This window comes from Mucilaginibacter oryzae (genome assembly GCF_003148845.1).
Lineage (GTDB): Bacteria > Bacteroidota > Bacteroidia > Sphingobacteriales > Sphingobacteriaceae > Mucilaginibacter > Mucilaginibacter oryzae.
On sequence record NZ_QGHA01000001.1, the window covers coordinates 825658 to 849319 of the forward strand.

The 23662-nt window shown below is 43.7% G+C and carries 24 protein-coding genes; 3 read left to right on the top strand and 21 right to left on the bottom strand.

The window, feature by feature from the left end; genetic code table 11:
• Window position 1: 1 nt before the first annotated feature.
• The 15 genes from LX99_RS03605 to LX99_RS03675 all read right to left on the bottom strand — a co-directional run bounded on the left by LX99_RS03605 (window position 2) and on the right by LX99_RS03675 (window position 15522).
• A complete protein-coding gene (locus LX99_RS03605) occupies window positions 2–1606 on the bottom strand; it encodes a complex I subunit 4 family protein (protein WP_109606449.1) in 1605 nt (534 codons plus the stop codon).
• 5 nt (window positions 1607–1611) lie between these two features.
• Entirely contained in the window at window positions 1612–3672 is a 2061-nt protein-coding gene (gene nuoL, locus LX99_RS03610; RefSeq protein WP_245927838.1) for an NADH-quinone oxidoreductase subunit L, read from the bottom strand.
• A 20-nt stretch (window positions 3673–3692) separates the two neighbouring features.
• Window positions 3693–3998, bottom strand: coding sequence for an NADH-quinone oxidoreductase subunit NuoK (gene nuoK / locus LX99_RS03615; protein ID WP_109606451.1), 306 nt, complete (start codon window positions 3996–3998; stop codon window positions 3693–3695).
• The gene (locus tag LX99_RS03620; RefSeq protein ID WP_109606453.1) at window positions 3995–4543 is read right to left on the bottom strand and encodes an NADH-quinone oxidoreductase subunit J family protein; all 549 of its coding nucleotides are present in this window, start codon (window positions 4541–4543) and stop codon (window positions 3995–3997) included. The genes nuoK and LX99_RS03620 overlap by 4 nt, the downstream gene beginning before the upstream one ends.
• Window positions 4540–5130 carry a 4Fe-4S binding protein gene (locus LX99_RS03625; protein WP_109606455.1) on the bottom strand — a complete coding sequence of 197 codons (591 nt, stop codon included), beginning with the start codon at window positions 5128–5130 and terminating at the stop codon, window positions 4540–4542. Before LX99_RS03625 ends, LX99_RS03620 begins: the two co-directional genes overlap by 4 nt.
• A 138-nt stretch (window positions 5131–5268) precedes the next feature.
• On the bottom strand, window positions 5269–6339 hold the full coding sequence (gene nuoH, locus LX99_RS03630) for an NADH-quinone oxidoreductase subunit NuoH (RefSeq protein ID WP_109606457.1): 1071 nt from the start codon (window positions 6337–6339) through the stop codon (window positions 5269–5271).
• Window positions 6340–6660: 321 nt separating this feature from the next.
• A complete protein-coding gene (murI, locus tag LX99_RS03635; protein WP_109606459.1) occupies window positions 6661–7509 on the bottom strand; it encodes a glutamate racemase in 849 nt (282 codons plus the stop codon).
• A gap of 65 nt (window positions 7510–7574) precedes the next feature.
• Window positions 7575–8087 carry an OmpH family outer membrane protein gene (locus tag LX99_RS03640; RefSeq protein ID WP_022830610.1) on the bottom strand — a complete coding sequence of 171 codons (513 nt, stop codon included), beginning with the start codon at window positions 8085–8087 and terminating at the stop codon, window positions 7575–7577.
• 206 nt (window positions 8088–8293) lie between these two features.
• A complete protein-coding gene (locus LX99_RS03645) occupies window positions 8294–8806 on the bottom strand; it encodes an OmpH family outer membrane protein (RefSeq protein WP_109606461.1) in 513 nt (170 codons plus the stop codon).
• Between the two features lie 50 nt (window positions 8807–8856).
• On the bottom strand, window positions 8857–9387 hold the full coding sequence (locus LX99_RS03650) for an OmpH family outer membrane protein (RefSeq protein WP_022833984.1): 531 nt from the start codon (window positions 9385–9387) through the stop codon (window positions 8857–8859).
• Window positions 9388–9402: 15 nt separating this feature from the next.
• Entirely contained in the window at window positions 9403–11955 is a 2553-nt protein-coding gene (bamA, locus tag LX99_RS03655; protein WP_109606464.1) for an outer membrane protein assembly factor BamA, read from the bottom strand.
• A gap of 63 nt (window positions 11956–12018) precedes the next feature.
• Window positions 12019–12759: an isoprenyl transferase gene (locus LX99_RS03660; protein WP_109606952.1), complete on the bottom strand. Its 741-nt coding sequence runs from the start codon at window positions 12757–12759 to the stop codon at window positions 12019–12021.
• A 382-nt stretch (window positions 12760–13141) separates the two neighbouring features.
• Complete coding sequence (locus LX99_RS03665) at window positions 13142–13660, bottom strand: ExbD/TolR family protein (protein WP_109606466.1); 519 nt, start codon at window positions 13658–13660, stop codon at window positions 13142–13144.
• A gap of 182 nt (window positions 13661–13842) precedes the next feature.
• Window positions 13843–14631, bottom strand: a complete 789-nt coding sequence (porG, locus tag LX99_RS03670) for a type IX secretion system protein PorG (RefSeq protein WP_109606469.1) — start codon at window positions 14629–14631, stop codon at window positions 13843–13845.
• A 9-nt stretch (window positions 14632–14640) separates the two neighbouring features.
• Window positions 14641–15522: an NAD kinase gene (locus LX99_RS03675; protein ID WP_109606471.1), complete on the bottom strand. Its 882-nt coding sequence runs from the start codon at window positions 15520–15522 to the stop codon at window positions 14641–14643.
• Window positions 15523–15794: 272 nt separating this feature from the next.
• On the opposite strand from LX99_RS03675, the gene LX99_RS26215 reads away from it, so the two are divergent.
• Window positions 15795–16457, top strand: a complete 663-nt coding sequence (locus LX99_RS26215; protein ID WP_109606473.1) for a response regulator transcription factor — start codon at window positions 15795–15797, stop codon at window positions 16455–16457.
• Window positions 16458–16571: 114 nt separating this feature from the next.
• Here the strand turns inward: LX99_RS26215 and LX99_RS03685 are convergent, their stop codons facing one another.
• The 6 genes from LX99_RS03685 to ubiE all read right to left on the bottom strand — a co-directional run bounded on the left by LX99_RS03685 (window position 16572) and on the right by ubiE (window position 21277).
• Complete coding sequence (locus LX99_RS03685; protein ID WP_109606475.1) at window positions 16572–17234, bottom strand: CBS domain-containing protein; 663 nt, start codon at window positions 17232–17234, stop codon at window positions 16572–16574.
• Entirely contained in the window at window positions 17235–18008 is a 774-nt protein-coding gene (locus LX99_RS03690) for an alpha/beta fold hydrolase (RefSeq protein WP_022831267.1), read from the bottom strand. It abuts the gene before it with no gap.
• A gap of 218 nt (window positions 18009–18226) precedes the next feature.
• Window positions 18227–18676, bottom strand: coding sequence for a GatB/YqeY domain-containing protein (locus LX99_RS03695; protein ID WP_109606477.1), 450 nt, complete (start codon window positions 18674–18676; stop codon window positions 18227–18229).
• Between the two features lie 159 nt (window positions 18677–18835).
• Window positions 18836–19594 (bottom strand): SDR family oxidoreductase, encoded by a 759-nt coding sequence (locus LX99_RS03700; RefSeq protein ID WP_109606479.1) that lies wholly within the window; start codon window positions 19592–19594, stop codon window positions 18836–18838.
• A 215-nt stretch (window positions 19595–19809) separates the two neighbouring features.
• Window positions 19810–20541, bottom strand: coding sequence for a type IX secretion/gliding motility protein PorT/SprT (gene porT, locus LX99_RS03705; RefSeq protein WP_109606481.1), 732 nt, complete (start codon window positions 20539–20541; stop codon window positions 19810–19812).
• 4 nt (window positions 20542–20545) lie between these two features.
• Window positions 20546–21277, bottom strand: a complete 732-nt coding sequence (ubiE, locus tag LX99_RS03710; protein WP_022831263.1) for a bifunctional demethylmenaquinone methyltransferase/2-methoxy-6-polyprenyl-1,4-benzoquinol methylase UbiE — start codon at window positions 21275–21277, stop codon at window positions 20546–20548.
• Window positions 21278–21431: 154 nt separating this feature from the next.
• Between ubiE and LX99_RS03715 the strand changes: the two genes are divergently transcribed.
• Both LX99_RS03715 and LX99_RS03720 read left to right on the top strand, forming a co-directional pair.
• Window positions 21432–22802, top strand: coding sequence for a Gfo/Idh/MocA family protein (locus LX99_RS03715; RefSeq protein WP_109606484.1), 1371 nt, complete (start codon window positions 21432–21434; stop codon window positions 22800–22802).
• A gap of 24 nt (window positions 22803–22826) precedes the next feature.
• On the top strand, window positions 22827–23564 hold the full coding sequence (locus LX99_RS03720) for a 3-keto-disaccharide hydrolase (RefSeq protein ID WP_109606486.1): 738 nt from the start codon (window positions 22827–22829) through the stop codon (window positions 23562–23564).
• Window positions 23565–23662 lie beyond the last annotated feature (98 nt).

Sequence of the window (23662 nt, forward strand, 5' to 3'; positions counted from 1 at the left end):
TTTATTTAGCCTGTAAAAATTGGATCAGCGCCAGTACCGAGTCATTGATTTTTCCAAACACCAGCGATGGCATCAGTCCCAAAGCCAATGCCGCTACAGCCAGCGGAACCAATGCCAGTTTTTCGCGGATGTTTATATCCGTCAATGCTATTTTCCAAACCTCGCCGCCTTTTAACGATACCTTACCGAAGAACATGCGCTGCAAAGTCCACAGGAAATAGGCTGCGCCGAGCAGTATCCCAACCGAGCCGCAAACGGCCATCCAATAAGGCAGCAAACCGTTTACCATTGGCGATTTAAATGTACCTGCAAGCGTAAAAGCTTCGGCTACAAATGCCGAAAAACCTGGTAAGCCCAACGAAGCGAAGAAAGCCACCATTACAAAGGCGGTGTATTGCGGCATCTGTGTACCCAGCCCGCGAAAATGATAAATATCCCTATCATGCACGCGGTTGTAAACCACACCCACCAAAAAGAATAACATCGACGATAAAAAGCCGTGGCTCACCATCTGCATCACGGAGCCGCTTACACCTTCGGCGGTTTGCGAGGCTATGCCCAACAGTACAAAACCCATGTGCGATACGGATGAGTAAGCAATCAAGCGTTTCAGATCGCGCTGGGCCAACGCGTTGCAGGCCCCGTATAAAATCGATACAACACCTATCAAACCAAGCCAGAAAGCGCCCGACGAGGCTATCTCCGGGAAAATACCTAAACAAATGCGAATGATGCCGTACCCGCCAATTTTAAGCAGCACACCAGCCAGGATGATTGATACCGGCGTAGGCGCCTCTACGTGTGCATCTGGCAGCCAGGTATGCAGGGGTACAACCGGTACTTTGATGGCAAAGGCAATAAACAATACCACGAAGCCAACAGTACGCGCGGGCATCCCCAAAATGGTTTGATGTGCAGCAGCAGAAAACACCGAGCCGGCGGTATAGTTGGCAGGGTTCATCATCTGGATAATATTGAACGTATGACTGCCGGTAGCAGGATCATTTACCGAAAGGTACAAGCCCACCATCACCAGCAACATAAATACCGAGCCGAACAAGGTGTAGAGGAAAAATTTGATGGCCGCGTATTCCCGGCGCACACCGCCCCACATACCTATCAAAAAGTATAGCGGCAACAGCATCAGCTCGTAAAAAAGGTAAAACAAAAAGAAATCAAGCGCACAGAAAACGCCCATCACAGCCATATCCAGCAACAGGAACAGCAGGAAAAAACCTTTAAGGTTACTTTTGATCTCCCACGAAGCAAGCGTAGCCACCACCATCACCAGCGCCGACATTACCAGCAGCGTTACCGAAATACCATCTATCCCCACAAAATAATCAATCTGCATTTTGCCCATATTGCCCAGGTCGAGCGCTATCCAGGGCAGTTTATGCACAAACTGAAACTGCCCTTCGTAGTTAATACCTGCCGATGCCGCCCCGGTTTTAAAGTTGAGATAAATATAAATGCTGATGCCTAACTGTATTAAAGTAGCCAGCAGGGTGATATATTTAAAGCTGCCCCGCCGCGATGATGGCAGCAGCACAATAACCAGCGCAAACAGTACGGGTATAAATATGAGCAGTGTTAACAAGTTCATTAAATTCAGATCAATATTTTTAAAACAAACAGTATCAATACTATCAGCAGCATACTGTACAGGTAATACTGTACTTTGCCGTTTTGAAATTTACGTGCAAAATTGCCAATGCTTTGCACCAACGCCGCTACCGCGTGCAAAAATCCATCAACGATATATTTATCGGTCCATGCGGTTAACGCCGCTATTTTACGGGTAATGTTATCCAAAAGATGAATAATACCATCGATGATGTTTCTATCAAACCAAAAACAAAACTTACCTAAACCAAGCACAGGTTTAATAACGGCATGTTTATAAAATTTATCCAGGTACCATTGGTTGTACGATAACCGGTATAAAAAGCCGGTTTGCGGAAATTGGAAAATTCTTTTTTCGGTATAGATAGCGTAGGCGAAATACATCACAAATACGCTCAGGATATTCACCCCTATCGGGATAATGCTGTGGTAGATATTTTCCCTCGCCAAAAAGTTGGCCGGTTTAAGGCTTTTGAACAACCAGGCATTTTCGTAAAAAAACGGATTAAGCGAAAACAGCGGGAACAGGCTGCAAACAGCCAGCAATATTAAGGGTACGCGGTATTGCCAACCGCCGTCACCAATGTGCATTTTAAGCTGGGGGTGATGTTTCAATAGCCTGAACTCACCAAAAAACACTTTGGCTATCAGCCTTGAAACATAAAAAGCGGTAAGCCAGCTGGTAAGCAAAGCGCCAACAGGTACCAGTTTAAGCCAGGCGCTCCGGCCATCGCTCCACTCGAAGGCCTGAATCAGGATACCGTCTTTAGAAAGATACCCGGAAGTTAACGGAATGCCGATCAGGGCCAGCGAACCCACGATAGCCGCAATAAAGGTAAGCGGCAGTTTTTTACGCAATCCACCCATTAACTGGATGTTCTGCGGATCGATATCGAGGTTATTTTCTTCCTTGATATGCTGCATTTCGTGGATCACTACACCGGCTACCAAAAACAGCAGGCATTTGAAAAAAGCATGGGTAACCAGGTGAAATAACGATGAGCCATAAGCGCCAACGCCCATAGCGAGGGTCATGTAACCTAACTGCGATATAGTTGAATAAGCCAGCACCTTTTTTAAATCGTTTTGGGTGAGGGCGATGCTTGCCGCCATAAAAGCGGTAAAACAACCTATAATAGCCAGTATGGTTAATTCGGCATCGGTAAAAAACGGATAAACCCTGCCCAATAAAAACACGCCTGCCGCAACCATGGTGGCCGCGTGAATGAGCGCGGAAACCGAAGTTGGACCTTCCATGGCGTCGGGCAACCAGGTGTGCAGCGGGAACTGGGCTGATTTGGCTGCTACCGCCATAAAAATACCTGCGCAGGCTACGTATTGCCAAATTACCGGCATTTGGTTAGCCTCGGAAATCCAAAGGCCATCTTTAATTATCGACTTAAACACCAACCCGCCATCGGCAAACAGCGTGGCTATATCAAATGTATGGAACTGCGCAAAAATGATGATGATAGCGCTAAGCAAACCAATATCCCCAATGCGGTTCATGATAAAGGCTTTTTTATTGGCCTGCACCGCTTTATCGCGCGTAAACCAGAAGCCGATAAGCAGGTAAGATGAAAAGCCTACCAGTTCCCAAAAAGCATAAAACAGCACCAGGCTATCAATAACCACTAAAGCCAGCATACTGAAACAGAAAAAGCTGAGGTAGGTAAAATAGCGGCCATACCTATCATCATGCTTCATATAAGCTGTCGAATAAATATGCACCGGCAAGGCAATGAGCGATACCAGCAGCAACATCAATACCGAAATATTATTGAGCAGGGTACCTGCGTATACCTTGGTCTGACCTATGGTAAACCAAAGGGTTTGCGTATGCAGGGGCTGTTGGTTCCATACTTTGGAGAAGACAATTGCCGATAGTACACAACCCATCACAATGGCCGCGGACGACACCCAGCCTGCAACTTTACTTTTTACAGGCAGGCAAAAGTTAATTAAAGCGGCAAGCAGCGGCAATGCTACAACTGCGAGGGTGTAGTTGATAATAGTTGAATCGGTATGTGGGAGCGCGACGTTCAATTATTTTAACTTATAGAAATTTAATCCCTTAAATTTTTAATCTCGTCCGGATCAATAGTTTTATACCTCCGGTAAACATTCAGGATAATGGCCAATGCTACCGCGGTAGTGGCGGCAGCCAATACAATAGCAAACAGCGCAAACACCTGCCCACTGTTTTTAAGCTTATCAAACCGGCCAAAGGCAACCAGGTTTAAAATGGCGGCGTTCAGCATCAACTCGATACCTATCAGCACCTGTATGGAGTTACGCTTGGATACGATCATGTATATACCGGTACTAAACAGCACCGCTCCCACCAGCAAAAAATCGGTTAGGGTGATCATGCGCTCCCCTCCTTCCTTGATAAATGCGCCGCGCCTACCAAAGCCATCAGCAATAAAATGGAAATAGCTTCAAACGGGAGCAGGTAGGTGGTCATGAGGTTAACACCAATGTTATCTATGGTTGATGATGTTGGTGTGATCACATTCTTCTGTGCGATAGCTTCTTTGATCCACGGCAGGTTATCGGCATCAGCTTTCAGTATCACGTTTACCAGCACCACTAAAAACAGTGCTGCCAAAATAAGGGCCGGTACTTTAGCCATGTTAATAAATGTACTTTTGCGTTGTTGAATTACATTTAAAGTTTCCCGCCGCGAAAGCATAAACGCGAACAGGATCAACACCAAAATACCGCCAACATAGATCACCACCTGCGTTACGGCCACAAAATCGGCCAGGGCCAGCACGTAAAGCCCCGCCAATGCGAACAGCGTTACAAAAAACACAAAAATACTGCGTACCAGGTTTTTGCTCAATGCGGCATATAAAGCCGAAGCTATAGCGATAAAGCTCATCACATAAAACATCAGGCGGATCATGCTCATGCCCCTCCCTCCTTTTGTTTCATGGCGGCTAATTTGGCCGCCTGTTTTTCGGCTTGTTGTTTATCAAATAAGGCGCGTTTTTCGGCGGCGTCTTCGGGCGACATATCCGAGAATTGGTAAACCAGGTCGCTTAACTGGAATACGGTTTTATCGTACTGGTTGGTCATGGTGATGCACTCGGTAGGGCACACAATAGTGCACAAGCCACAGTACATGCACTTAGCCATATCGATATCAAATTTGGCAGCATATAAACGTTTGGTAGTTCCGTCGGATGTTTGACCGATAGCCTCGGTAGCCTTGATCGATTCGATATCGATACAATTTACAGGGCAAACCTTGGCGCATAAGTCGCACACGATACAATCGTCCATCTCCACATCCAACTGGTAACGGCCAACCTCAGGCACAGGTAACTGCTGCTTTGGGTACTGAATGGTATTGGTACCTTTTTCCAGTTGCTTAAAATAATTGGTATCGCTCACGGTAAGCACCTCACGCTTTGTGTTACCCACAAAAAGGTGACGGATGGTAAGGCTTAAACCTTTCCATGCAGTTGTGAACGCCTTAATTACTTTCTGCACCATGATTTTTAGGATTTAGAATTGCCAGGATAAAGCCTGACAATGCACTAAGTATCCGATCATTTTTATTATGTCTTATCAATTATAAATCTCTATTCTTTTAATTCCGAAATCGAACATCCGAAATCCGAAATCAAAAATTCACATCAGCCACAAGCGCCACACGCCCGATATGAGCATGCAGGCAAAAGCCAGCGGGGTTAATACCTTCCAGCAGAGGTTCATCAGCTGGTCTACGCGCAAACGGGGCAGTGTCCACCTGATCCACATTTGTACGGCTACCAGGCCTAATGTTTTCAGTACTACCCAAAATATCCCCCAGGCTATGCCGGTTGTCCAGGTGGCCAGCTTTACGCTGCCTATGTTTGGCAGCGGGGTGTTCCAGGCACCTAAAAACAAAATCACCGCTATCATAGATACCAGGAACATCATCGAATATTCGGCCAAAAATACCAGGGCAAACCGGATCCCGGTAAACTCGGTATGAAAACCGGCTACCAACTCAGACTCAGCCTCCGGAATATCAAACGGGGCGCGGTTACTTTCGGCCAGCGATGCTATAAAATAGATCACAAAAGCGATCAGCAAATGCGGAGCACGGAATATATTCCAGCTCAACAAACCGCCAATATTGGTCACATCCCAAAACCCCGCGAATTTTATTTTTTCGGCAGCGAGGATACCCTGTTGATTAGAAATCACCTGCAGGTCCAACGTTTGGGCAATCATTACTACCGAGATAATGGCAAAGCCTGCCGGAATCTCATACGAGATGATCTGTGCTGCCGAACGCATGGCGCCCAGTATGGAGTATTTATTGTTCGATCCCCATCCTGCCATCAGGATCCCCAAAGTTTCGATAGAAATGATAGCGAAAATATAGTATAAGCCGATATTGGTTTTAGAAGGGATGAGCCCCGGAGCCCAGGGCAAAGCAGCGAAGCCCAGGTAAACCGCAATGAATATTACCGCCGGAGCCAGCATAAACAGCCATTTATCGGCAGCCGCAGGTACAATTAACTCCTTTTGCAGCATTTTTAAAATATCGGCAAAGGTTTGCAGCGTGCCGTACTTGCCGGTTTCGGTGGGGCCAAGCCTATCCTGTATAAAAGCCGATATTTTACGCTCGGCGTAAACACCGAATAATGCAAAAATGGCTGAGAAACTGAACAACCCGATTGCCGCGATAAAATATGTTATATAGTAGTTCAACAGGAATATTTACTTAAGGGTGCAAACTTAAGTAAATGTTACGTTATTTAGAATGATTGAATTATATATAAAGTTGATGGGGTTAGTTGGTTGTCTGAATCAGAATTTACAGAATTTTAGAATTAACAGAATAATTTACAAGCTATACTACGCATTTCGCGATGCGAAATGCGTAGTATTAGATAATAACTGCCGCGGGTTTAGCGCAGCGTAACCCGTGGTGTAAAACCACTTGAATCTCCGACTCAAGTAGAATTGCTATTAAAAAAAATATTCTGTTAATTCTAAAATTCTGTTAGTTCTGATTCAGACATAAACTACTCACTTACAGACAACCAAATCGTTAGCCGAAATAAAATTCGATTTTACCGGGGCCGAGAAAAACAGCGAGGCGTGGTGATCAAAGTCGGCAGTATCATCGGTGGTGGTATAAAATTTTGTGGTTCCGTTGCGGGTTATTTTCTGTTCTATCTCCGGGTGACGGTTCAAATAATCAACCAGGCTTTTAGCTACAATATCGCCCTGACCAATTACATTGATCCCTTCAGGTAAATGGGCCTTTATTTTATCCCGGATGATAGGGTAATGTGTACAGGCCAGTAAAATGGTATCGATATTTGCAGATTGCGACATAATCTGATCAAGGTATAACTGCACAAAAAAGTCGGCACCCGGTTTATCGTATTCACCGTTCTCTATCAGGGGTACCCAAAGCGGACAGGCCTGCTGGTAGACTTTAATATCCGGAAAAAAGTTATTGATCTCGAGCAGGTACGAACCGGATGTTACGGTGCCCTTGGTACCCAACACCCCGATCTCGCCGGTTTTAGAGTAATTGCCGATAACTTCTGCCGTTGGGCGGATCACACCTAATACCCTTTTTAACGGATCATCGATATGTTTCAGGTCCTGCTGCTGGATGGTTCGCAAAGCCTTTGCCGAAGCCGTGTTACAGGCCAGTATCACCAGCGGGCAACCCTGGCCAAACATCCATTGCACACACTCCCAGGTGTATTGATGTATGGTACTGAATGATCGGTTACCGTATGGCGCACGGGCGTTATCGCCTAAATAAATATAATCGTAGCCGGGCAGTTGCTCTATAATTGAACGAAACACGGTTAAGCCGCCAAAGCCCGAATCAAAAATACCGATAGGTTGGTTTAACATATACAAAAATAACAAAAGCGCCCCGCAGTACGGGGCGCTTTTGTATAAATTACTTAAAGGTGATTTTATTTTAAACCTAATTTCAATTTAACGGCAGCCATCATATCATCTCCCGGAGGCGATACAATTAAAGTCACCTGCGATGAATCAACCACGTAAGCGTAACCTTTTTCTTTAGCTACGGCCTGCACGGCAGCAGTTGCCTTATCAACAAGCGGTTTACCCAGCTCGTTCTTTTTAGCTTCTACCTGTTGCTGCGCGTTGTTCTGGTAATCATTCATACGTTTTTGTATGTCCTGCAGTTCAGCTTCTTTGGCAGTACGTACTGCATCGGTCATGGTTGCGCGGTTTTTTTGGTAATCTTCGCCTTTGGTTTGAAACTCGTTGTTCATGGTAGTGAGCTGATCAATAAATGTTTTTTGAAAAGCTTGCAATGATGCAGAAACAGTTTTGGTTTCGGGCATCTGGTCGATAACCTGGCTGAAGTTGATATAACCGATTTTGGTTTGTGCTTTAGCAAAGCTGGTGGCGAATAACATGCCCGCGGCAACTAAGGCAACTTTAAAAAACTTTTTCATTTTGTTTTGTCCTGTGTTTATTTGATGATCTTATTTTGTGTTATATCGGGAGCACTTCCCGCTGAAATTTAAGACTGCCTAAAGTTTGATGATGAACAGGAACATCCAAAACCTATAACCTATTTTAAGCAGCCATAAACGGTGCCCCGCAAACATAAAAAAAGCGTCCCGGATATACAGGGCGCTTTCTCATATTTTACATTTTGTTATTTTAAACCTAATTTTAATTTAGCAGCGGCCATCAAATCGTCGGCATCAGGCGCAACCAATAAGGTTATTTGTGAAGAATCCAGTACGTAAGCATAACCTTTTTCTTTTGCTATGGCCTGTACAGCTGCGGTAGCTTTATCAATAATCGGCTTACCTAATTCCTGCCTTTTGGCATCAACCTGCTGCTGGGCATTGTTTTGGTAATCGTTCATACGTTTCTGCATATCGGTCAGCTCGTTTTCCTTCGCAGTGCGTACAGCATCGGTCATGGTTGTTCTTTTATCGGTATACTCTTTAACCTTGGCCTGGTATTCATTGTTCATGGTGGTCATCTGATCAATGAATGTTTTTTGATATGCCTGTAATGAAGTAGAAACAGTTTTGGTTTCGGGCATCAAATCAATAAGCTGGTTAAAGTTAATATGACCAATTTTAGACTGTGCATTTGCAAAGCTGCCCACAAATAACATACCTACTGCAACTAAGGCAACTTTAAATAGTTTTTTCATTTGTCGTCTTGTTCTGAAATTAATAATAGTTCGAATTTATTTTTTTGTAATTACTTAGCAAATACTCCGGGTTTAAGGCCCAATTTTGTGATCACATCCGCGCTTTTATCATACCGCGGGTTTGCGTACAACATCATCACCTCGCTGTTTTTGTCAAATATCATATCCAGGTTATCGCCCTCGGCTACTGCTTGTACAGCTTTAGACACCCTATCCTGAATTGGTTTAATCAGCGCAGTGCTCTTTTGAGAAAGCTCACCGTCCGGGCCGAATTTCTGGCGTTGAAAATCCTTCGCGGCCTTTTCTTTTTCTACAATCTCGGCCTCACGGCGCTTCTTCATATCCGGGGTCATCAGCACCTGGTCGGCCTGGTAGGCCTTATAAAGGCGGTCAATTTCCTGGAAACGGCCGTCAACCTCTTTTTGCCATTGATCAGATAACGCGGCCAGTTGCTTTTGCGATGAAGCGTACTCGGGCATATGTTTTAATATATAGTCCGAATCTACATAAGCAAAACGCTGCGCGTACGCACCTGCAAAAGCAGTAAACGTTAAAAAAGCCAACAAAATTATCTTTTTCATATATCGTTACGCAAATTAATTAAATCCGCCGGATAAACTCTGAGAAATTGTAAAATGGAACTGGCCTTTGTTTGCATCAGGTTGTCCCGGTATTTTATCAAAGCCATAGCCATAATCCAAACCAAGTAAACCAAATATAGGTAAAAATATCCTTGCGCCAACACCTACCGAACGCCTTACGTTAAACGGATTAAACTGGCTGAACTGGTTCCAGGCATTACCACCCTCGGCAAAGGCCAGCAGGAATATGGTTGCCGACTGGCTGGCAATAACCGGGTGACGTAACTCTAAAGTGTACTTATTGTAAATAGCGCTACCGGTGTTGGTATTCTGCGTTTCGTTTGATCCTTCAGGTACGATAGAGAAGTTTTGGTAACCACGTAAGCCGATGATCTCGCTACCCTGTAAAAACTGGTAACTCTGCATACCGTCGCCACCTAATTTAAAGCGCTCGAACGGTGATGGGCCAACCTCATGGTTATACTGGCCAAGGAAACCGAACCTCACCTGCGACATCAATACAAACTTGCCAACCAGTTTCGAAAACCATTGCGCATCGTATTTAAACTTGTAGTACTCCACAAAATGATAACGATCTTCGGGTGTAGCGATTTTGTAGTTGATGTTGTTAAATAATGAATATGGCGGAGTAGCCTGGATAGTTAATTTGATGTTTGAGCCCGAAGTTGGGAAAATTGGCGCATCTATCGAGTTACGGCTTAGTTCCTGGGTTAACTTGATGTTGTATGAGGTACCGTTGGTGAACAGGTAACCGCCGTAGTTATCCAGGCTATAGTGGTCAAAGTTAAGCGAGTAGTTTAACTGGAAATAGTTATCAGGCCATTTTAAACGTTTACCCAAGGTAACACCGATACCGTTAATACGTAATTTATTATAACGAGGATCAGACTTAGCATAGTACTGGCCGGTTGAACTTCCCTGTGTATAAGCCGATAACGCAAAGTAGATAGGCTTTTTACCGCCTAACCATGGCTCGGAGAAAGTAAACGAGAAGTTTTGGTAAGTACGACCGCTTGACTGGCCGCGTAAGCTCAGTTTCTGGCCGTCACCTTTAGGCAACGGTTTGTAAGCTTTAAGGTTGAAAATATTTCTTAACGAGAAGTTGTTGAAAGTTAAGCCTAAAGTACCCACCAACTGGCCGCCGCCAAAACCACCTGAAAGTTCTATCTGGTCTGACGGTCTTTCAACCACGTTGTATACCAGGTCAACCGTACCATCCTGCGGATTGATATTGGTTGGCTTAGGCTCGGTTTTCTGCTCGTCGAAGTTACCTAACTGGCCAATTTCACGCGCGCTGCGGATCAGCAATTCCTTATTAAACTTTTGCCCCGGCTTGGTCTGGATCTCGCGCATTACTACTTTATCATTGGTAACATCGTTACCTTTAAGCATAACCCGGTTGATGGTATACTGCGGACCTTCATACACGCGGATGTCTACATCTACCGTATCATTATAAACACGGGTTTGTACCGGATCGGCGTTAAACGTAAGGTAACCATCATTTAAATACAGTGATGAAACATCGTCGTTGCCCGGAGTCGGGCCGCTCAAGCGCTTGGTTAACTCGTCTTCGCTAAACACATCCCCTTTTTTAATGTGGATGATCCTGTTCAATAAATCGGTGCTGTACTTGGCATTGCCAGACCATTTTACTTTACCAAAGTAATATTTAGGGCCTTCGTACACTTTAATTTTTACGTTTACAGTTTCGTCATCGTGCTTCCAAACCGAATCGCTCAGGATCTCGGCATCACGATAGCCCCTGCCCTGCATTTTTTCGATAAGGTTTTGTTTATCCTCTTCGTACTTATCCTGCTTAAATTTCTTCGAGCCAAAAATGTTATACCACTTACGTTTACGGGTTTTACTTAAAAAGCCACGCAAAGTACCTGTACTAAACGCCTTGTTACCTTCAAAAATAACATCGTTAATTTTAACCTTGGTCTTCTTATTAATAGCAACATCAAGTATTACGCTGTTTACATCGCCCTGGTCTTTACGTTGGGTTATGGTAACCGTAGTATTTAAGAAGCCTTTTTCGTTGAAATGTTTCTTGATGATAGCGGTGGTGGTACTGATGAGGTTTTCATTTACAATTTTACCAACCCGATCATTCAGTTTTTTCTGCACATCTTCAATTTCACCTTTGCGGATGCCGGTAATATGCATACGCGATAAACGGGGGCGCTCGGTAACCGCTATTTCAAGATAAACGGTATCCATATTTATTTTGGTGATGTTTAACTGCACATCATCAAACAAGCCCTGCGAATACAGGTTTTTCAACACCTCGGCGTTACGCTCGCCCGGCAGGTTGATCCTATCGCCTTTGGTTAATTTAGATAACTGTACTAAGATGTCTTTATCAAGGTATTTTGCGCCACTAACAGTAATACCACCAATGATATAATCTTTAGGATTAAGGTAACTTAAACTATCAGCCGGTATAGATTTTGACAGCGAAGGCCTCGGCCCATTGGATATCTGGGCGAATGCCGAAGTAGCCAAAACCGAGAAAAGAATAGCAAAAAGAAATTTATACATTCGAATATTTTAGTGGGCTAAAAATAATTTATACAGTTGTTAATTTTTGTTAAAAGTAAAAATTTAGTTCACCTGCTCGCTCGTCATCCCAAAGCGGCGTTCGCGTTTCTGGAAATCAAGCACGGCCTCATACAGGTCTTCCTTCCTGAAATCGGGCCACAGCTTGGTTGTAAAATACAACTCGGCATAAGCAATTTGCCACAATAAATAATTACTGATACGGTATTCTCCACTGGTTCGGATCAGCAGTTCGGGGTTCGGCATATCACCTGTAAACAGGTTTTGCTCAAAAACATCTTCATTGATATCGTTTACATCCAATTCGCCGTTTTTTACTTTAACAGCGATATTTTTAGCGGCCCGCACAATTTCGCGGCGCGAACTGTAGCTTAAAGCCAAGGTAAGTACCACACCGGTGTTACCTGCTGTGATCTCGATAGCGTTTTGCAGTTCATTGTAACATTTTTCGGGCAGCATATCCAAATCGCCAATGGCGTTCAGCTTAATGTTGTTTTTCATAAAGCCGGGCACTTCCTTATGGATAGTGCTCACCATAAGTTCCATGATAGCCATCACCTCCAGCTTGGGGCGGTTCCAGTTTTCGGACGAAAATGTATATAGTGTGATATATTTAATACCTAATTTATCGGCACCCTCAACAACATCCCTAACAGATGTTACCCCATTGTGATGCCCAAAGATCCTTAATTTGCCTTTGCCTTTAGCCCAACGCCCATTACCATCCATAATGATAGCTACGTGCTGTGGTATTTTCGACAAATTGATCTGATCCAAATAATCCATATTACTCATTATCAAAAGCCACCCGGCACAAGCACATTTGTGTAAAATTCCTCATCAATAATTAAACCTGTGATCTTCGGTTATTAGAAAAAGTTAATAAAATCAATCTCTTCCCGCCATTTTCAGCATCCAAATTGCCGGATTTTTCAGCGTACAAAGGTAAAACTTACTTTGTATTTTTTTAGTATCCCGCACTAAAAGAAAATGTTATTGCAAATAATGCATCAAAAACATTCAGTTAACTGTGTAAACCGCCATTTTTCATAATAATTGAATCAACTATAATAAAACAGAAAAGGCCTTGTGCAATCATTTATTGTTAAATGGTTGTACAAGGCTGGTAAAAAGCTGCCTGTAAATTACTTACAAAAGCGTTACATTATTATATACCTTTTTGTTTAAGGACTTCCACGTCGCCCGGTTCAATATTAACTATGGCATATTGCTGTATACCGGTAATAGCCATTTCGTCAAGCGTGCCCACCAAACTACTGTATTGCGATTTATCGCCGGGTTTAATAAGCACAATCATTGATTTGCCTGTTTTGTCGTGCACTTTTTTATTGGTTTCAATGATCGCTTTACGCAACCCATTGGCTGAAAAACCGGTTACCGATGGAGCAATAATTGGATTTTTGAGTTCGCCTAAAAAGTACATTGCCTGGTTATTTTTACCAAGCAAAACAGTGAGAGTGCGGCTGGCACCTACAAAATCATTTGGCCCATCAACCGGCATAGCCAGATCCATTGCTTTTGATTTAGCCAGCGTGGTGGTCATGATAAAAAAGGTAATGAGGAGAAATGCCAGATCAACCATTGCGGTCAAATCAACCCGGGTGCTCATTCGTTTACGTTTGTGTTTTCCGCCTGCGTTTGGAGATGAAGAATTTAATTCGGCCATGACTTTAAGGATTAAGGTTAAAATTTAAGCTCAGTACTTAATTACGATATTTAATAAATAAACAGAATTAAATACTGAATTATAATTTTATAACGAATTAAATTTTTAATTATTCTCCTAAGCGGCAGAATAATTTTGAACGAACGCAACTTAGCAGGTTCAGATTAACATTGTTTAATGTTTTAATAGTAACAGCGTGAGGTTACAAACGTAAAGGCGATGGTGAAATTGAGGAAAAAATAAGTATCGCGCGGTTTAAGATCACCACGTTGCGAACCCGCAGTACCGGTATAAATACCCGTTAATTCGCCCGATCTATCCGAAAGGGCTCTTGCTGTCGAATTGACAAATGAGTTTTTATCAGCATAAACCCCGCTTACATCATCAAGATAATCGGTAAAGGTATAACGGTATCCCATGTCGGCCATAATTGAAAACTTCCCCGAAAAATTATACTTAATGCCAACGCCATAAGGAATAACAAGAGTATTGTTACCATACGGCTTAGCCTGGCCTTCGGTTTTTAACTGGCGGAGACCAACCTCCCTCCCATCGAAATCCTGCGCCCGCGGCGCATAAGAGGTTATGCCTACACCAGCGAATATATAAGGTGTGTATTTATTAGGCCCTGCATCGGGTATATAGTTCATGAAGTTAAACTCCCCGATGATACTGGCTTCACGCAGCTGATCTTTAAAGTTGAGGTTACGTTCGCGAAATTGCGCGTTATCTGAACGGCTGTCATAGGCGGCGATATTACCTACAGCAAAATTTAATCTGGCCGAAAGATAACCGTTAAAGTTACGCTTGCCAAAGATACCGGCAGAAACCCCGCTTATCTTGACAGGGTTATTGGGATTAAGATCGCCGATATAGCCCGCCCCCCCTATCGAACCGCCAATTTCCCAGGTTTGCGCCTGTAACTGATAAGTGAAACAAAAAAAAGCTATGAAGAGTAAAATTTTAGACATCCGATAAATTTAGTAGTTACGGGCATCAAGGCCCCATAGCAATTTATTTCTTAACGTTGATAAGTAGCTTTCATTATTAAGGCGGATCAAATTAAGTTCGAAACCGGCCTTTTGTACATGAAACTTAACCGTTTGATCCAAAACCTCGGTGCGCGAATCGCAGGAAACAATATAGTTGGCGCTGCGGCTTTCCACCTCAAAGCAAAGCTTACTGGTATCAGGAATAACAATAGGTCGCACGTTAAGGTTATGGGGCGATACCGGCGTTACAACGATGGTGTTGGATTGCGGAAAAATGATCGGGCCGCCGCAGCTTAATGAATAGGCAGTTGATCCGGTTGAAGTGGAGATGATAATACCATCGCCCCAGTACGAGTTTAAAAACTCATCGTTTAAAAATACGTGGGTAATAATCATGGCCCCATCATCACGTTTATGGATAGTTACATCATTTAGCGCGAAGTTATTATCACCAAAAACATTATTGGGCGAATCAATCTTAAGCAGTTCGCGACAATCATAGGTAAACTGCCGGTTCACTACAGCATGAATGGCTGCGGTGATATCGTTTTTATTTACGCTGGCCAAAAAACCAAGACGCCCGAAGTTGATACCAATAACCGGAATGCCTGAATCGCGGATGACGGTTACCATATCAAGCAGGGTACCATCGCCGCCAAGGGTTATAAAAATATCAATAAAGCCTTTCAGGGTTTCGGCCGGGCGTAATACTTTATAATGTACCGTGCTGAGCTTATCCTGCAAATACTCGTGAAGTTGCTGATGAACGTAAATATCAACTCCATGATGGGCGAGGTTATCAAACACCTGCTGTATAAAAGGTAAAACAGACGGCTCGTTGAACGGCCTGCCGTAAACTGCTATTTTCATTTTTTAAAAAAGCGAATATCGAACTTTGAAAGTACATTAACGCAGCAATGCAAATAAATTAATATCCGCATAAGTTTAAAATCCCGATCGGCCTGAACCGGGCAAGCCTTGTCGCCAATCACTTGCATAAGCGCAATTCATCAATTAATGTTTGCATTTATTTTTAAAAAAACATCGTTTTGGTAACCAAAACAGTCAAATAACCTCAAGGTAAAATAATTAATTTTAACTATTTTTAGCTTCCTTACCCTTAAATCAGTTGCTTTTGTTTCATGGATCAGCATTTAGTACAAAAATTAAAACACATACAATTTATGGCCGATGAGCTTCCCGCGGCCCTGATCATTCATGAAGTTGAAAGCCTGCGAATAGTTTATATGAACCAACCGGGACTGGACATATTAGGCACTACGCTTGAAGAAATACAGGCTATAGGTTCAGAAACCTATCATGTAAAATATTTTAACGCCGAAGACAGCGACGAATATGTGCCTAAAATTCTGCACTTAATAAAAACCGGCGGGCGGCAGCAGGTATCATACTTTCAGCAGGTACGCGTTCCTGAAAAAACCGAATGGCAATTGTTTGTAAGCAACACCAAAGTTTTTGCCCGCAACGAGACCGGGGAGGTTACCCATCTGTTAACCATAGCCAGTATGCTTGATCCGACACACCACATTACCACCAAGGTAAACCGGCTGATGAACGAGGTGGCTTTTTTGCGCCAAAACAATCTTTTATTTTCAAGGCTCACCCGGCGCGAAAGGGAGATTTTGAAATATATAGCCATGGGCATGAGTTCGCCAGAGATAGCGGCCAAACTTTTTATCGCCGCGGCAACTGCCGAAACCCATCGAAAAAACATCAAAAACAAACTGGGTTTAAAAAACAATTACGACGCGGTGAAATTTGCGCAGGCGTATAATCTGGTGTGAGTTAAAGTTAGAAGTTCTAAGTCGAAAGTCTTAAGTTGTAAGTTCTAAGTCTTCAGTACTATATTATTTTAGGCCACGAATCAGGACTTGATACTTTAAACTCCGGACTTGCGACTACAAATTCAGGTAGTTCATCAGCGAATCATACCTGTCCCGCGCAGTATCATTAATATCGGTATGATTAAAAGAGGCTTTGATATCGTACTCGTAACGTAAAAAGCTGGCTATGATGGCCGAAATATCCTGTTTGTTTATCTTAAGGGTAACCTCCATCCGGGTGGAATCGGGATAGGCCTGCACATAAGAGCTCAGGATCTGGGCATTATCCGATTCAACAATCTGTGCCATATGCGCCAGCGAATTATTTTTATTACTGATCTCTAGTACAATAATGCCTCCGGGTTGCGATACTGAAGTAATCTTAGCGAAATATTCGGTAATAGCGTTTATGGATACCAGGCCGAGATAATTGTTTTTGGCATCAAGCACGGGCACCACCGTAAGCTGTTGTTCATAAAACAACCTGATCACATCATAAATATGCTGATCTTCCAACACATACGGATTTACCAGCGAAAGTGCCAGGGCGCCAATCTGCGTTTGATAGTTGCTTTCGGCAATCAGGTCGTCTTCGGCCAGCAAACCTAAAAACTGTTCTTCGTTTACAATAGGCAAATGCCTGAGGCGAAACTCAACCATACGGTCAAGCACTTTCTGTATGGTATCAGAAGTGTGTACCGGCGGTATCGAATCAGCTAACAGGTCGAGCGCTATCATTTATGCATTCACTTTGGCCTCTAATTTAGTTAAAAACTGTTTAAGCAAAGTATTAAATTCTTCCGGGTGCTCCATCATGGGGGCATGGCCGCATTTATCAATCCAGTGCAGTTCAGAATCGGGCAGCAGTTCGTTAAACTCTACCGCAACTTCGGGCGGGGTAATCTTATCATTACGGCCCCATATTAAAGATACCGGAAGGGTTAGCTTATGCAGTTCTTTTTTCATGTTATGCCTGATGGCCGATTTTGCCATGGCCAGCAACCTGATCACCTTGTGCCTGTCGTTAATAGTTTGATACACATCCTGTACAAGCTCATCTGTTGCTATTGCAGGATCGTAAAAAGTGAACTGTACTTTTTCGCGAACAAAATCAATACTCTCCCGGCGCGGAAACGAACCACCGAAAGCGTTTTCATATAAACCTGAGCTGCCGGTTAAAACAAGCGCCTTAACGTTTTCAGGATGCGCGGTTAAATAAACCAGTGCCACGTGCCCGCCAAGCGAATTACCCAGCATAATGATATTGCTCAGCTTTTTAAACTTGATAAACTTATGCACAAATTTGGAAAGGCTCTTAACGCCCGTGCTAATAAGAGGCATATCATAAATTGGCAGCATAGGTATAATTACCCTGTATTTTGATTTAAATTCGTTAACCACACCTTCCCAGTTGCTTAACGCGCCCATTAAACCATGCAGCAGTAACAGCACCTCACCTTCGCCCTCATCGATGTAACTAAAACCGTGTTCCTCTTTAAGCACGAGATCCATATAAACTATTAATAATAAAATGTTCAAATTAGCCTATACCAAAATCGCTTTCAGTATAAATTCCTGTTATTAAGGCGCAAAATTAGTTTATTGCAACCTACATTTAGCAAGTATAGCAATTATTTATCAATGTAATTATGTTAAGCTTTTATTAACAACAGTAACACTAACACAACATTGTTGTTTAAAAAGCTGTATGATAATTAAATGCCAAAAGCTTATCCCAATAGCTGCTTTACCACTTCTGATATGGTTTTACCATCGGCTTTGCCGGCAAGTTCTTTACTGGCCATACCCATTACACGGCCCATATCCTTTACCGATGTGGCGCCGATGCGGCCAATCAGATCTTCCAGGTAACCTTCAATTTCAAACCGGCTCATTTGCTGGGGCAAATACTCTTCAATAACCAGCATTTCGGCCATTTCAATCTGGTACAGATCGTCGCGGTTTTGGGTTTTATAAATATCGGCCGACTCCTTGCGTTGCTTCACCAGTTTTTGCAACACTTTAATTTCGGCGTCTTCGGTAAGTTCTTCAGCGGCGCCTTTTTCGGTTTTTGCTAAAAGCAGTGCCGATTTAATGGCTCGTAAGCCCTGCAAACGCCCGGCCTGCTTTGCCAGCATGGCCAGCTTAATATCCTGGTCTATTTGTGTTATTAATGACATGGTTTAATTTTAATTATTGAATTAGTGAGTTATTGAATTAGTGAATTTTGATGTGCAAAGTTCAGTTGTACAGATGTGCAAAATATCGCTCATCCCTATAAACATGCAACATGCTTTAAAAATCTGCACATCTGTAATCCGCACATCTGCACATCCAGCTTACCCCCTATATATCGTTCCGGCATTAGCCTGCGCAGTTGGCATAATCAGCAAATCGTTTATATTAACGTGTTTGGGGCGCGATGCTATAAACCATATAGTTTCGGCAATATCTTCGGCCCGTAAAGGTTCAAAACCTTCATACACCTTTTTGGCGCGCTCTTTATCACCTTTAAAACGCACTTCCGAAAATTCGGTTTCAACGGCACCGGGGTGTATGGCTGTAACCTTGATGCGATGCGGCAACAAATCGATCCGCATACCTTTATTTAAAGCATCTACCGCGTGTTTGGTAGCACAATATACGTTTCCGTTGGCGTAAACCTCTTTACCGGCTATCGAACCTAAATTAATAATATGGCCCGATCCGTTTTCAATCATCCAGTTGGATACCACGCGGCTTACATAAAGCAAACCTTTTACATTGGTATCAATCATGGTTTCCCAATCATCAATATTTCCTTTTTGTATCGGATCAAGCCCCTGGCTCAGGCCCGCGTTGTTTACCAGCACATCAACATTTTTCCAGTGTGCAGGCAGGCTTTCCAGGTTGCTGATGGTATCCTCACGGTTACGCACATCAAATGATGACACGGCTATTTCAACGCCATATTGTTCATTAAGCTGTGCGGCCAGTTTTTCCAAACGTTCCAAACGCCTGCCGGTTAAAATTAAATTGTATCCCTCGCGGGCAAAAACCTGCGCGCATGCCTCGCCAATGCCTGCGGTAGCCCCGGTAATTAAAGCGATCTTACTCATAGATTTTGTTTAAAGTAAGCAGCGAAATTAGGCTTTTTAGTTTAAAATATTGTCGGTTGTTGGTAAGGAGATGAATTTTAGCAGGCCTGTTGCGTTGCAAACGCAAACCCATGTTAAGCACTCATTATAAATGAGCGCATGGATTACGAGATTGGTGATTAGAGAACAGAGATTAGTTTTGAGCGTGCATGCTCAAAATTTTCTACACGCAATTGCTACTCAAAAATCAAGCTAAACATTAAAGTATGCAATCCTAACCTGCTGATGGGGCTTGAATAGGGCTGATTTTCGCGCAACAGAACATTATTAAAAGAATTGGAAATTTTAATCTCGGGCGAAAGCTTGAAAAATTCAAAATAGATATCGCAACCAATGCCTGCCTCGTACGATGCGAATCCACCCACGTTTTTTACCAGCTTTTCGGAAAGGTCAAGATTGGCATCCGTGTTTTTTTTTGAGCCGATGGCTTGGGTATATTTTACACCACCTATTACGTAAGCACGGAAGTCGCCCAACCTGTCTGATTTAAGTTTCAGCAACAGGGGTACATCTACCGATGTGGTTTGCACCTTTTTATCAACATCTTCTGTCGGATCAACATAGGAATAGTGCAAGGCGCGGTCGGCAAATATTAACGAAGGGGTGGTGCGTACCTCCAGGTGATCGGTAAGGCGGTAACGGGTTAAAAAGCCAACCCCAAAACCCGGCGTACTTTTGGAGCTGATACTGTTTAGCGGGCCTTTAACCCGTACACCATTACCATCAAAAAAGGCATCACGAAAGTTAGCCTGCTTATCAATTTTAAAATCGCTGGCAACATAACTGAAACTGAAGCCGAAACTCAGGTCCTGCTGATCGGCCCCGCCACCCCACGCGGGTACACGCTGCGCAAATAATGGCTTGCAACAAAATAACAGTACAAAAGCAACCAGGTAGCGGTTTATCATCAATTTATTTTATGCCAGTGTATATCGAACAGATACCAAACGCCAAAGGCCTGCATTTGGTATTTTTAAATCCTACTTTATCCATCAGGGCAACAAAATCCTTGCCATCCGGAAAAGCAGCCACTGATTCGGGCAGGTAACTGTAAGCCCTCGAATCTTTACTGAAAAGCTTACCTATACCCGGTGTAATATAATTAAAGTAAAAATTATACAATTGTTTTACCGGGAACCCTTTAGGTTTTGAAAACTCCAAAACCACCGCCTTACCCCCGGGTTTCAACACCCGGTTGATATCGGCCAGGCCCATTTCCAGGTTTTCGAAGTTGCGCACACCGTAAGCTACGGTTACAGCATCAAAGCCATTGGCTTCAAAAGGCAGTTTTTCCGAGTCGCCAAGTTTCACTTCAAACTTATCGCTCAAATGGCGTTTAATTATCTTTTGGTCTGCTATATCAAGCATGCCTCTTGAAATATCAACACCAATAATTTTTTCCGGTTTAAGGATTGAAAGCGCCTCGAAGGCAAAATCGCCGGTACCGGTAGCCACGTCCAATATCAGTTTAGGCTGATCCTTTTTCAACTCGTTAATCGCCTTTTTGCGCCAGATAATATCGATGCCCAGCGACATGAAATGATTCAGGAAATCGTATGTTTTGGAGATATTGTTAAACATATCGGCCACCTGCTCTTTTTTGGTAGCCTGCTCATTCTGGTACGGAGTTATGATTTTGCTCATTGCGGGGGCAAAGATAGTGATTGTAATTTTTAATGAGTTGTTACACCCATATTAAGTTGACATGATTATGTTAATTATTAACACAAATCTGTATTTTTAAAAACCAATCACAGCCGGCGTAAACCGGTAAATTACAAAACACCTTAGTTCAAGTATGAAAGAAGAACAACCATCCTCACGCCGTAGTTTTATTAAAAAACTAACAACAGCTACTGCGGCCGTTGCAGCCGGGTCAAGCCTTGTTGCTGCCGAAAGCCAGGCCAAATCATTCTCCATTATTAAACGCCTTGTTGGCAACAGCCCCAACGATCAGGTAAACATCGCCCTGATAGGTGCCGGCGGCATGGGTACGCAGGATACCATTACAGCCCTTCAAACACCCGGCATAAAACTGGTAGCCGCCTGCGATTTATATGACGGCCGCCTTAAAGATGCCAAAACCCGCTGGGGCGCCGACCTGTATACAACCCGCGTTTACAAAGAAATACTAAACCGTAAAGACATTGACGCCGTGATAGTTGGCACGCCCGATCACTGGCACCAGCAAATTTCGGTAGACGCTATGCATGCCGGCAAACACGTTTATTGCGAAAAGCCGATGGTACATGCCATAAGCGAAGGACCGGCAGTTATTAAAGCGCAAAAAGACACCGGCATGGTTTTCCAGGTAGGCAGCCAGGGCGTATCATCATTAGGTAATGAAAAAGCACACGAGTTGCTGAAAGCCGGGGCCATTGGCGAACTAAACTATGCCGAAGGCTTTTGGGCCCGCCGCAACCCGCTTGAGGTTTGGCAATACCCTATCCCGGAGGATGCCTCGCCCGAAACGGTGGATTGGGAAACTTATATCAGCAATACCAAAAAACGACCGTTCGATCAGAAACGTTTTTTCCGCTGGAGGAATTATACCGATTACGGTACGGGCATGGCAGGCGATTTATTTGTGCACCTGTTTTCGAGCCTGCATTTCATTACCGATTCGGTAGGGCCGAATAAAATTTACGCCTCGGGCGGGTTACGTTTCTGGAATGATGGCCGCGAAGTGCCTGATGTGCTGTTGGGCACTTTCGATTACCCTAAAACCCAGGCGCACCCGGCCTTCAACCTGTCGTTACGCTGCAACTTTGTGGATGGTACCAGCGGCACCACTTACCTTAAGCTGGTAGGCAGCGAAGGCTCGATGGATATTACCTGGGATAAAGTGACCCTGAAACGCAATAAAGTGATGGACTCTGACGATCCCTTCTACCTGGATAAACTTAAAAAAGCGGGAAGCGGCTACGCAGAACGTAAAAGAATGCTGCCGCCCGAAGAAATTACCTACGACGCCGAAAAAGGATACAAAGGCGGCCCTTACGATCATATGGTAAACTTTTTTACCGCCATCCGCAATAAAGGTAAAGTTACCGAAGATGCTGTTTTCGGCTATCGCGCGGCGGCCCCTGCCCTGCTATGTAACGATAGCTACTACAATAACAGCCCGATGTTTTGGGATCCTGAAAAAATGCAGCTGATTAAAAAATAGTAAACCGTCACACTGAATACGATAATGAAACAAAAATTAAAAAAGATAGGCCTGATCGTAATTGCAGCAGGCTTAACCTTAGGGCAAACCTCTGCCGCTCCAGTTCACAAACCCAAACCGGCTAAACAGGCCACCCCGGCAAAAGGTAAGTGGGTAAGCCTTTTTGATGGCAAAACTTTAAATGGCTGGCACGGCTTCAACAAAAAAGGCGAAGTTAAAAACTGGACCATAGTTGACGGTGCCCTTGTGTGCCTCGGCGCAGCACAGGGCGATACCGGCGGCGACATTGTAACCGATAAAGCCTACACCAACTTTGAGCTAAGCTGGGAATGGAAAATTGACAAAGGCAGCAACAGCGGTGTAATGTACCATGTAATTGAAGACCCCAAATACCACGCATCGTACGAAACAGGCCCGGAATACCAGATTATCGACGACCTGGGCTGGCCGGATAAACTGGAAGACTGGCAAAAAACCGGCTGCGATTATGCCATGTACCTGCCCAACTCACAGAAAAAGTTAGCCCCCGTTGGCACCTGGAACACCAGCAAAATTGTTTTCAATAACGGGCATGTAGAGCACTGGCTAAACGGCAAAAAAATATTAGCCTTCGAAGCCTGGACCGATGACTGGAAGCAAAAGAAAACTACCGGAAAATGGAAAGATTATCCTGATTACGGCACCGCCAAAACCGGTTTAATTGCCCTGCAGGATCATGGGCATAAAGCTTATTTCAGGGATATTAAGATTAAGGAGTTGTAGTCCGAACCGGGATTTGGGTAGATTGTTGGGATGAGCAGGATTTTGTCTGAACCGGAATTTTAAAGAATTTTGAAAATTTAGAAAATGCATAGCCTATT

Bases quoted from the DNA above. Each gene is read 5' to 3' on its own strand.
- LX99_RS03675 (WP_109606471.1), bottom strand. From the start codon at position 15,522: ATGAAAATAGCAGTTTACGGCAGGCCGTTCAACGAGCCGTCTGTTTTA.
- LX99_RS03720 (WP_109606486.1), top strand. From the start codon at position 22,827: ATGAAACAAAAATTAAAAAAGATAGGCCTGATCGTAATTGCAGCAGGC.
- LX99_RS03685 (WP_109606475.1), bottom strand. From the start codon at position 17,234: ATGATAGCGCTCGACCTGTTAGCTGATTCGATACCGCCGGTACACACT.
- LX99_RS03625 (WP_109606455.1), bottom strand. From the start codon at position 5,130: ATGGTGCAGAAAGTAATTAAGGCGTTCACAACTGCATGGAAAGGTTTA.
- LX99_RS03620 (WP_109606453.1), bottom strand. From the start codon at position 4,543: ATGAGCATGATCCGCCTGATGTTTTATGTGATGAGCTTTATCGCTATA.
- bamA (WP_109606464.1), bottom strand. From the start codon at position 11,955: ATGTATAAATTTCTTTTTGCTATTCTTTTCTCGGTTTTGGCTACTTCG.
- LX99_RS03700 (WP_109606479.1), bottom strand. From the start codon at position 19,594: ATGAGTAAGATCGCTTTAATTACCGGGGCTACCGCAGGCATTGGCGAG.
- porG (WP_109606469.1), bottom strand. From the start codon at position 14,631: ATGTCTAAAATTTTACTCTTCATAGCTTTTTTTTGTTTCACTTATCAG.
- nuoK (WP_109606451.1), bottom strand. From the start codon at position 3,998: ATGATCACCCTAACCGATTTTTTGCTGGTGGGAGCGGTGCTGTTTAGT.
- LX99_RS26215 (WP_109606473.1), top strand. From the start codon at position 15,795: ATGGATCAGCATTTAGTACAAAAATTAAAACACATACAATTTATGGCC.
- LX99_RS03645 (WP_109606461.1), bottom strand. From the start codon at position 8,806: ATGAAAAAACTATTTAAAGTTGCCTTAGTTGCAGTAGGTATGTTATTT.
- LX99_RS03605 (WP_109606449.1), bottom strand. From the start codon at position 1,606: ATGAACTTGTTAACACTGCTCATATTTATACCCGTACTGTTTGCGCTG.
- LX99_RS03695 (WP_109606477.1), bottom strand. From the start codon at position 18,676: ATGTCATTAATAACACAAATAGACCAGGATATTAAGCTGGCCATGCTG.
- LX99_RS03690 (WP_022831267.1), bottom strand. From the start codon at position 18,008: ATGGATCTCGTGCTTAAAGAGGAACACGGTTTTAGTTACATCGATGAG.
- ubiE (WP_022831263.1), bottom strand. From the start codon at position 21,277: ATGAGCAAAATCATAACTCCGTACCAGAATGAGCAGGCTACCAAAAAA.
- LX99_RS03715 (WP_109606484.1), top strand. From the start codon at position 21,432: ATGAAAGAAGAACAACCATCCTCACGCCGTAGTTTTATTAAAAAACTA.
- murI (WP_109606459.1), bottom strand. From the start codon at position 7,509: ATGTTAAACCAACCTATCGGTATTTTTGATTCGGGCTTTGGCGGCTTA.
- porT (WP_109606481.1), bottom strand. From the start codon at position 20,541: ATGATAAACCGCTACCTGGTTGCTTTTGTACTGTTATTTTGTTGCAAG.
- LX99_RS03665 (WP_109606466.1), bottom strand. From the start codon at position 13,660: ATGGCCGAATTAAATTCTTCATCTCCAAACGCAGGCGGAAAACACAAA.
- LX99_RS03660 (WP_109606952.1), bottom strand. From the start codon at position 12,759: ATGGATTATTTGGATCAGATCAATTTGTCGAAAATACCACAGCACGTA.
- LX99_RS03640 (WP_022830610.1), bottom strand. From the start codon at position 8,087: ATGAAAAAGTTTTTTAAAGTTGCCTTAGTTGCCGCGGGCATGTTATTC.
- LX99_RS03650 (WP_022833984.1), bottom strand. From the start codon at position 9,387: ATGAAAAAGATAATTTTGTTGGCTTTTTTAACGTTTACTGCTTTTGCA.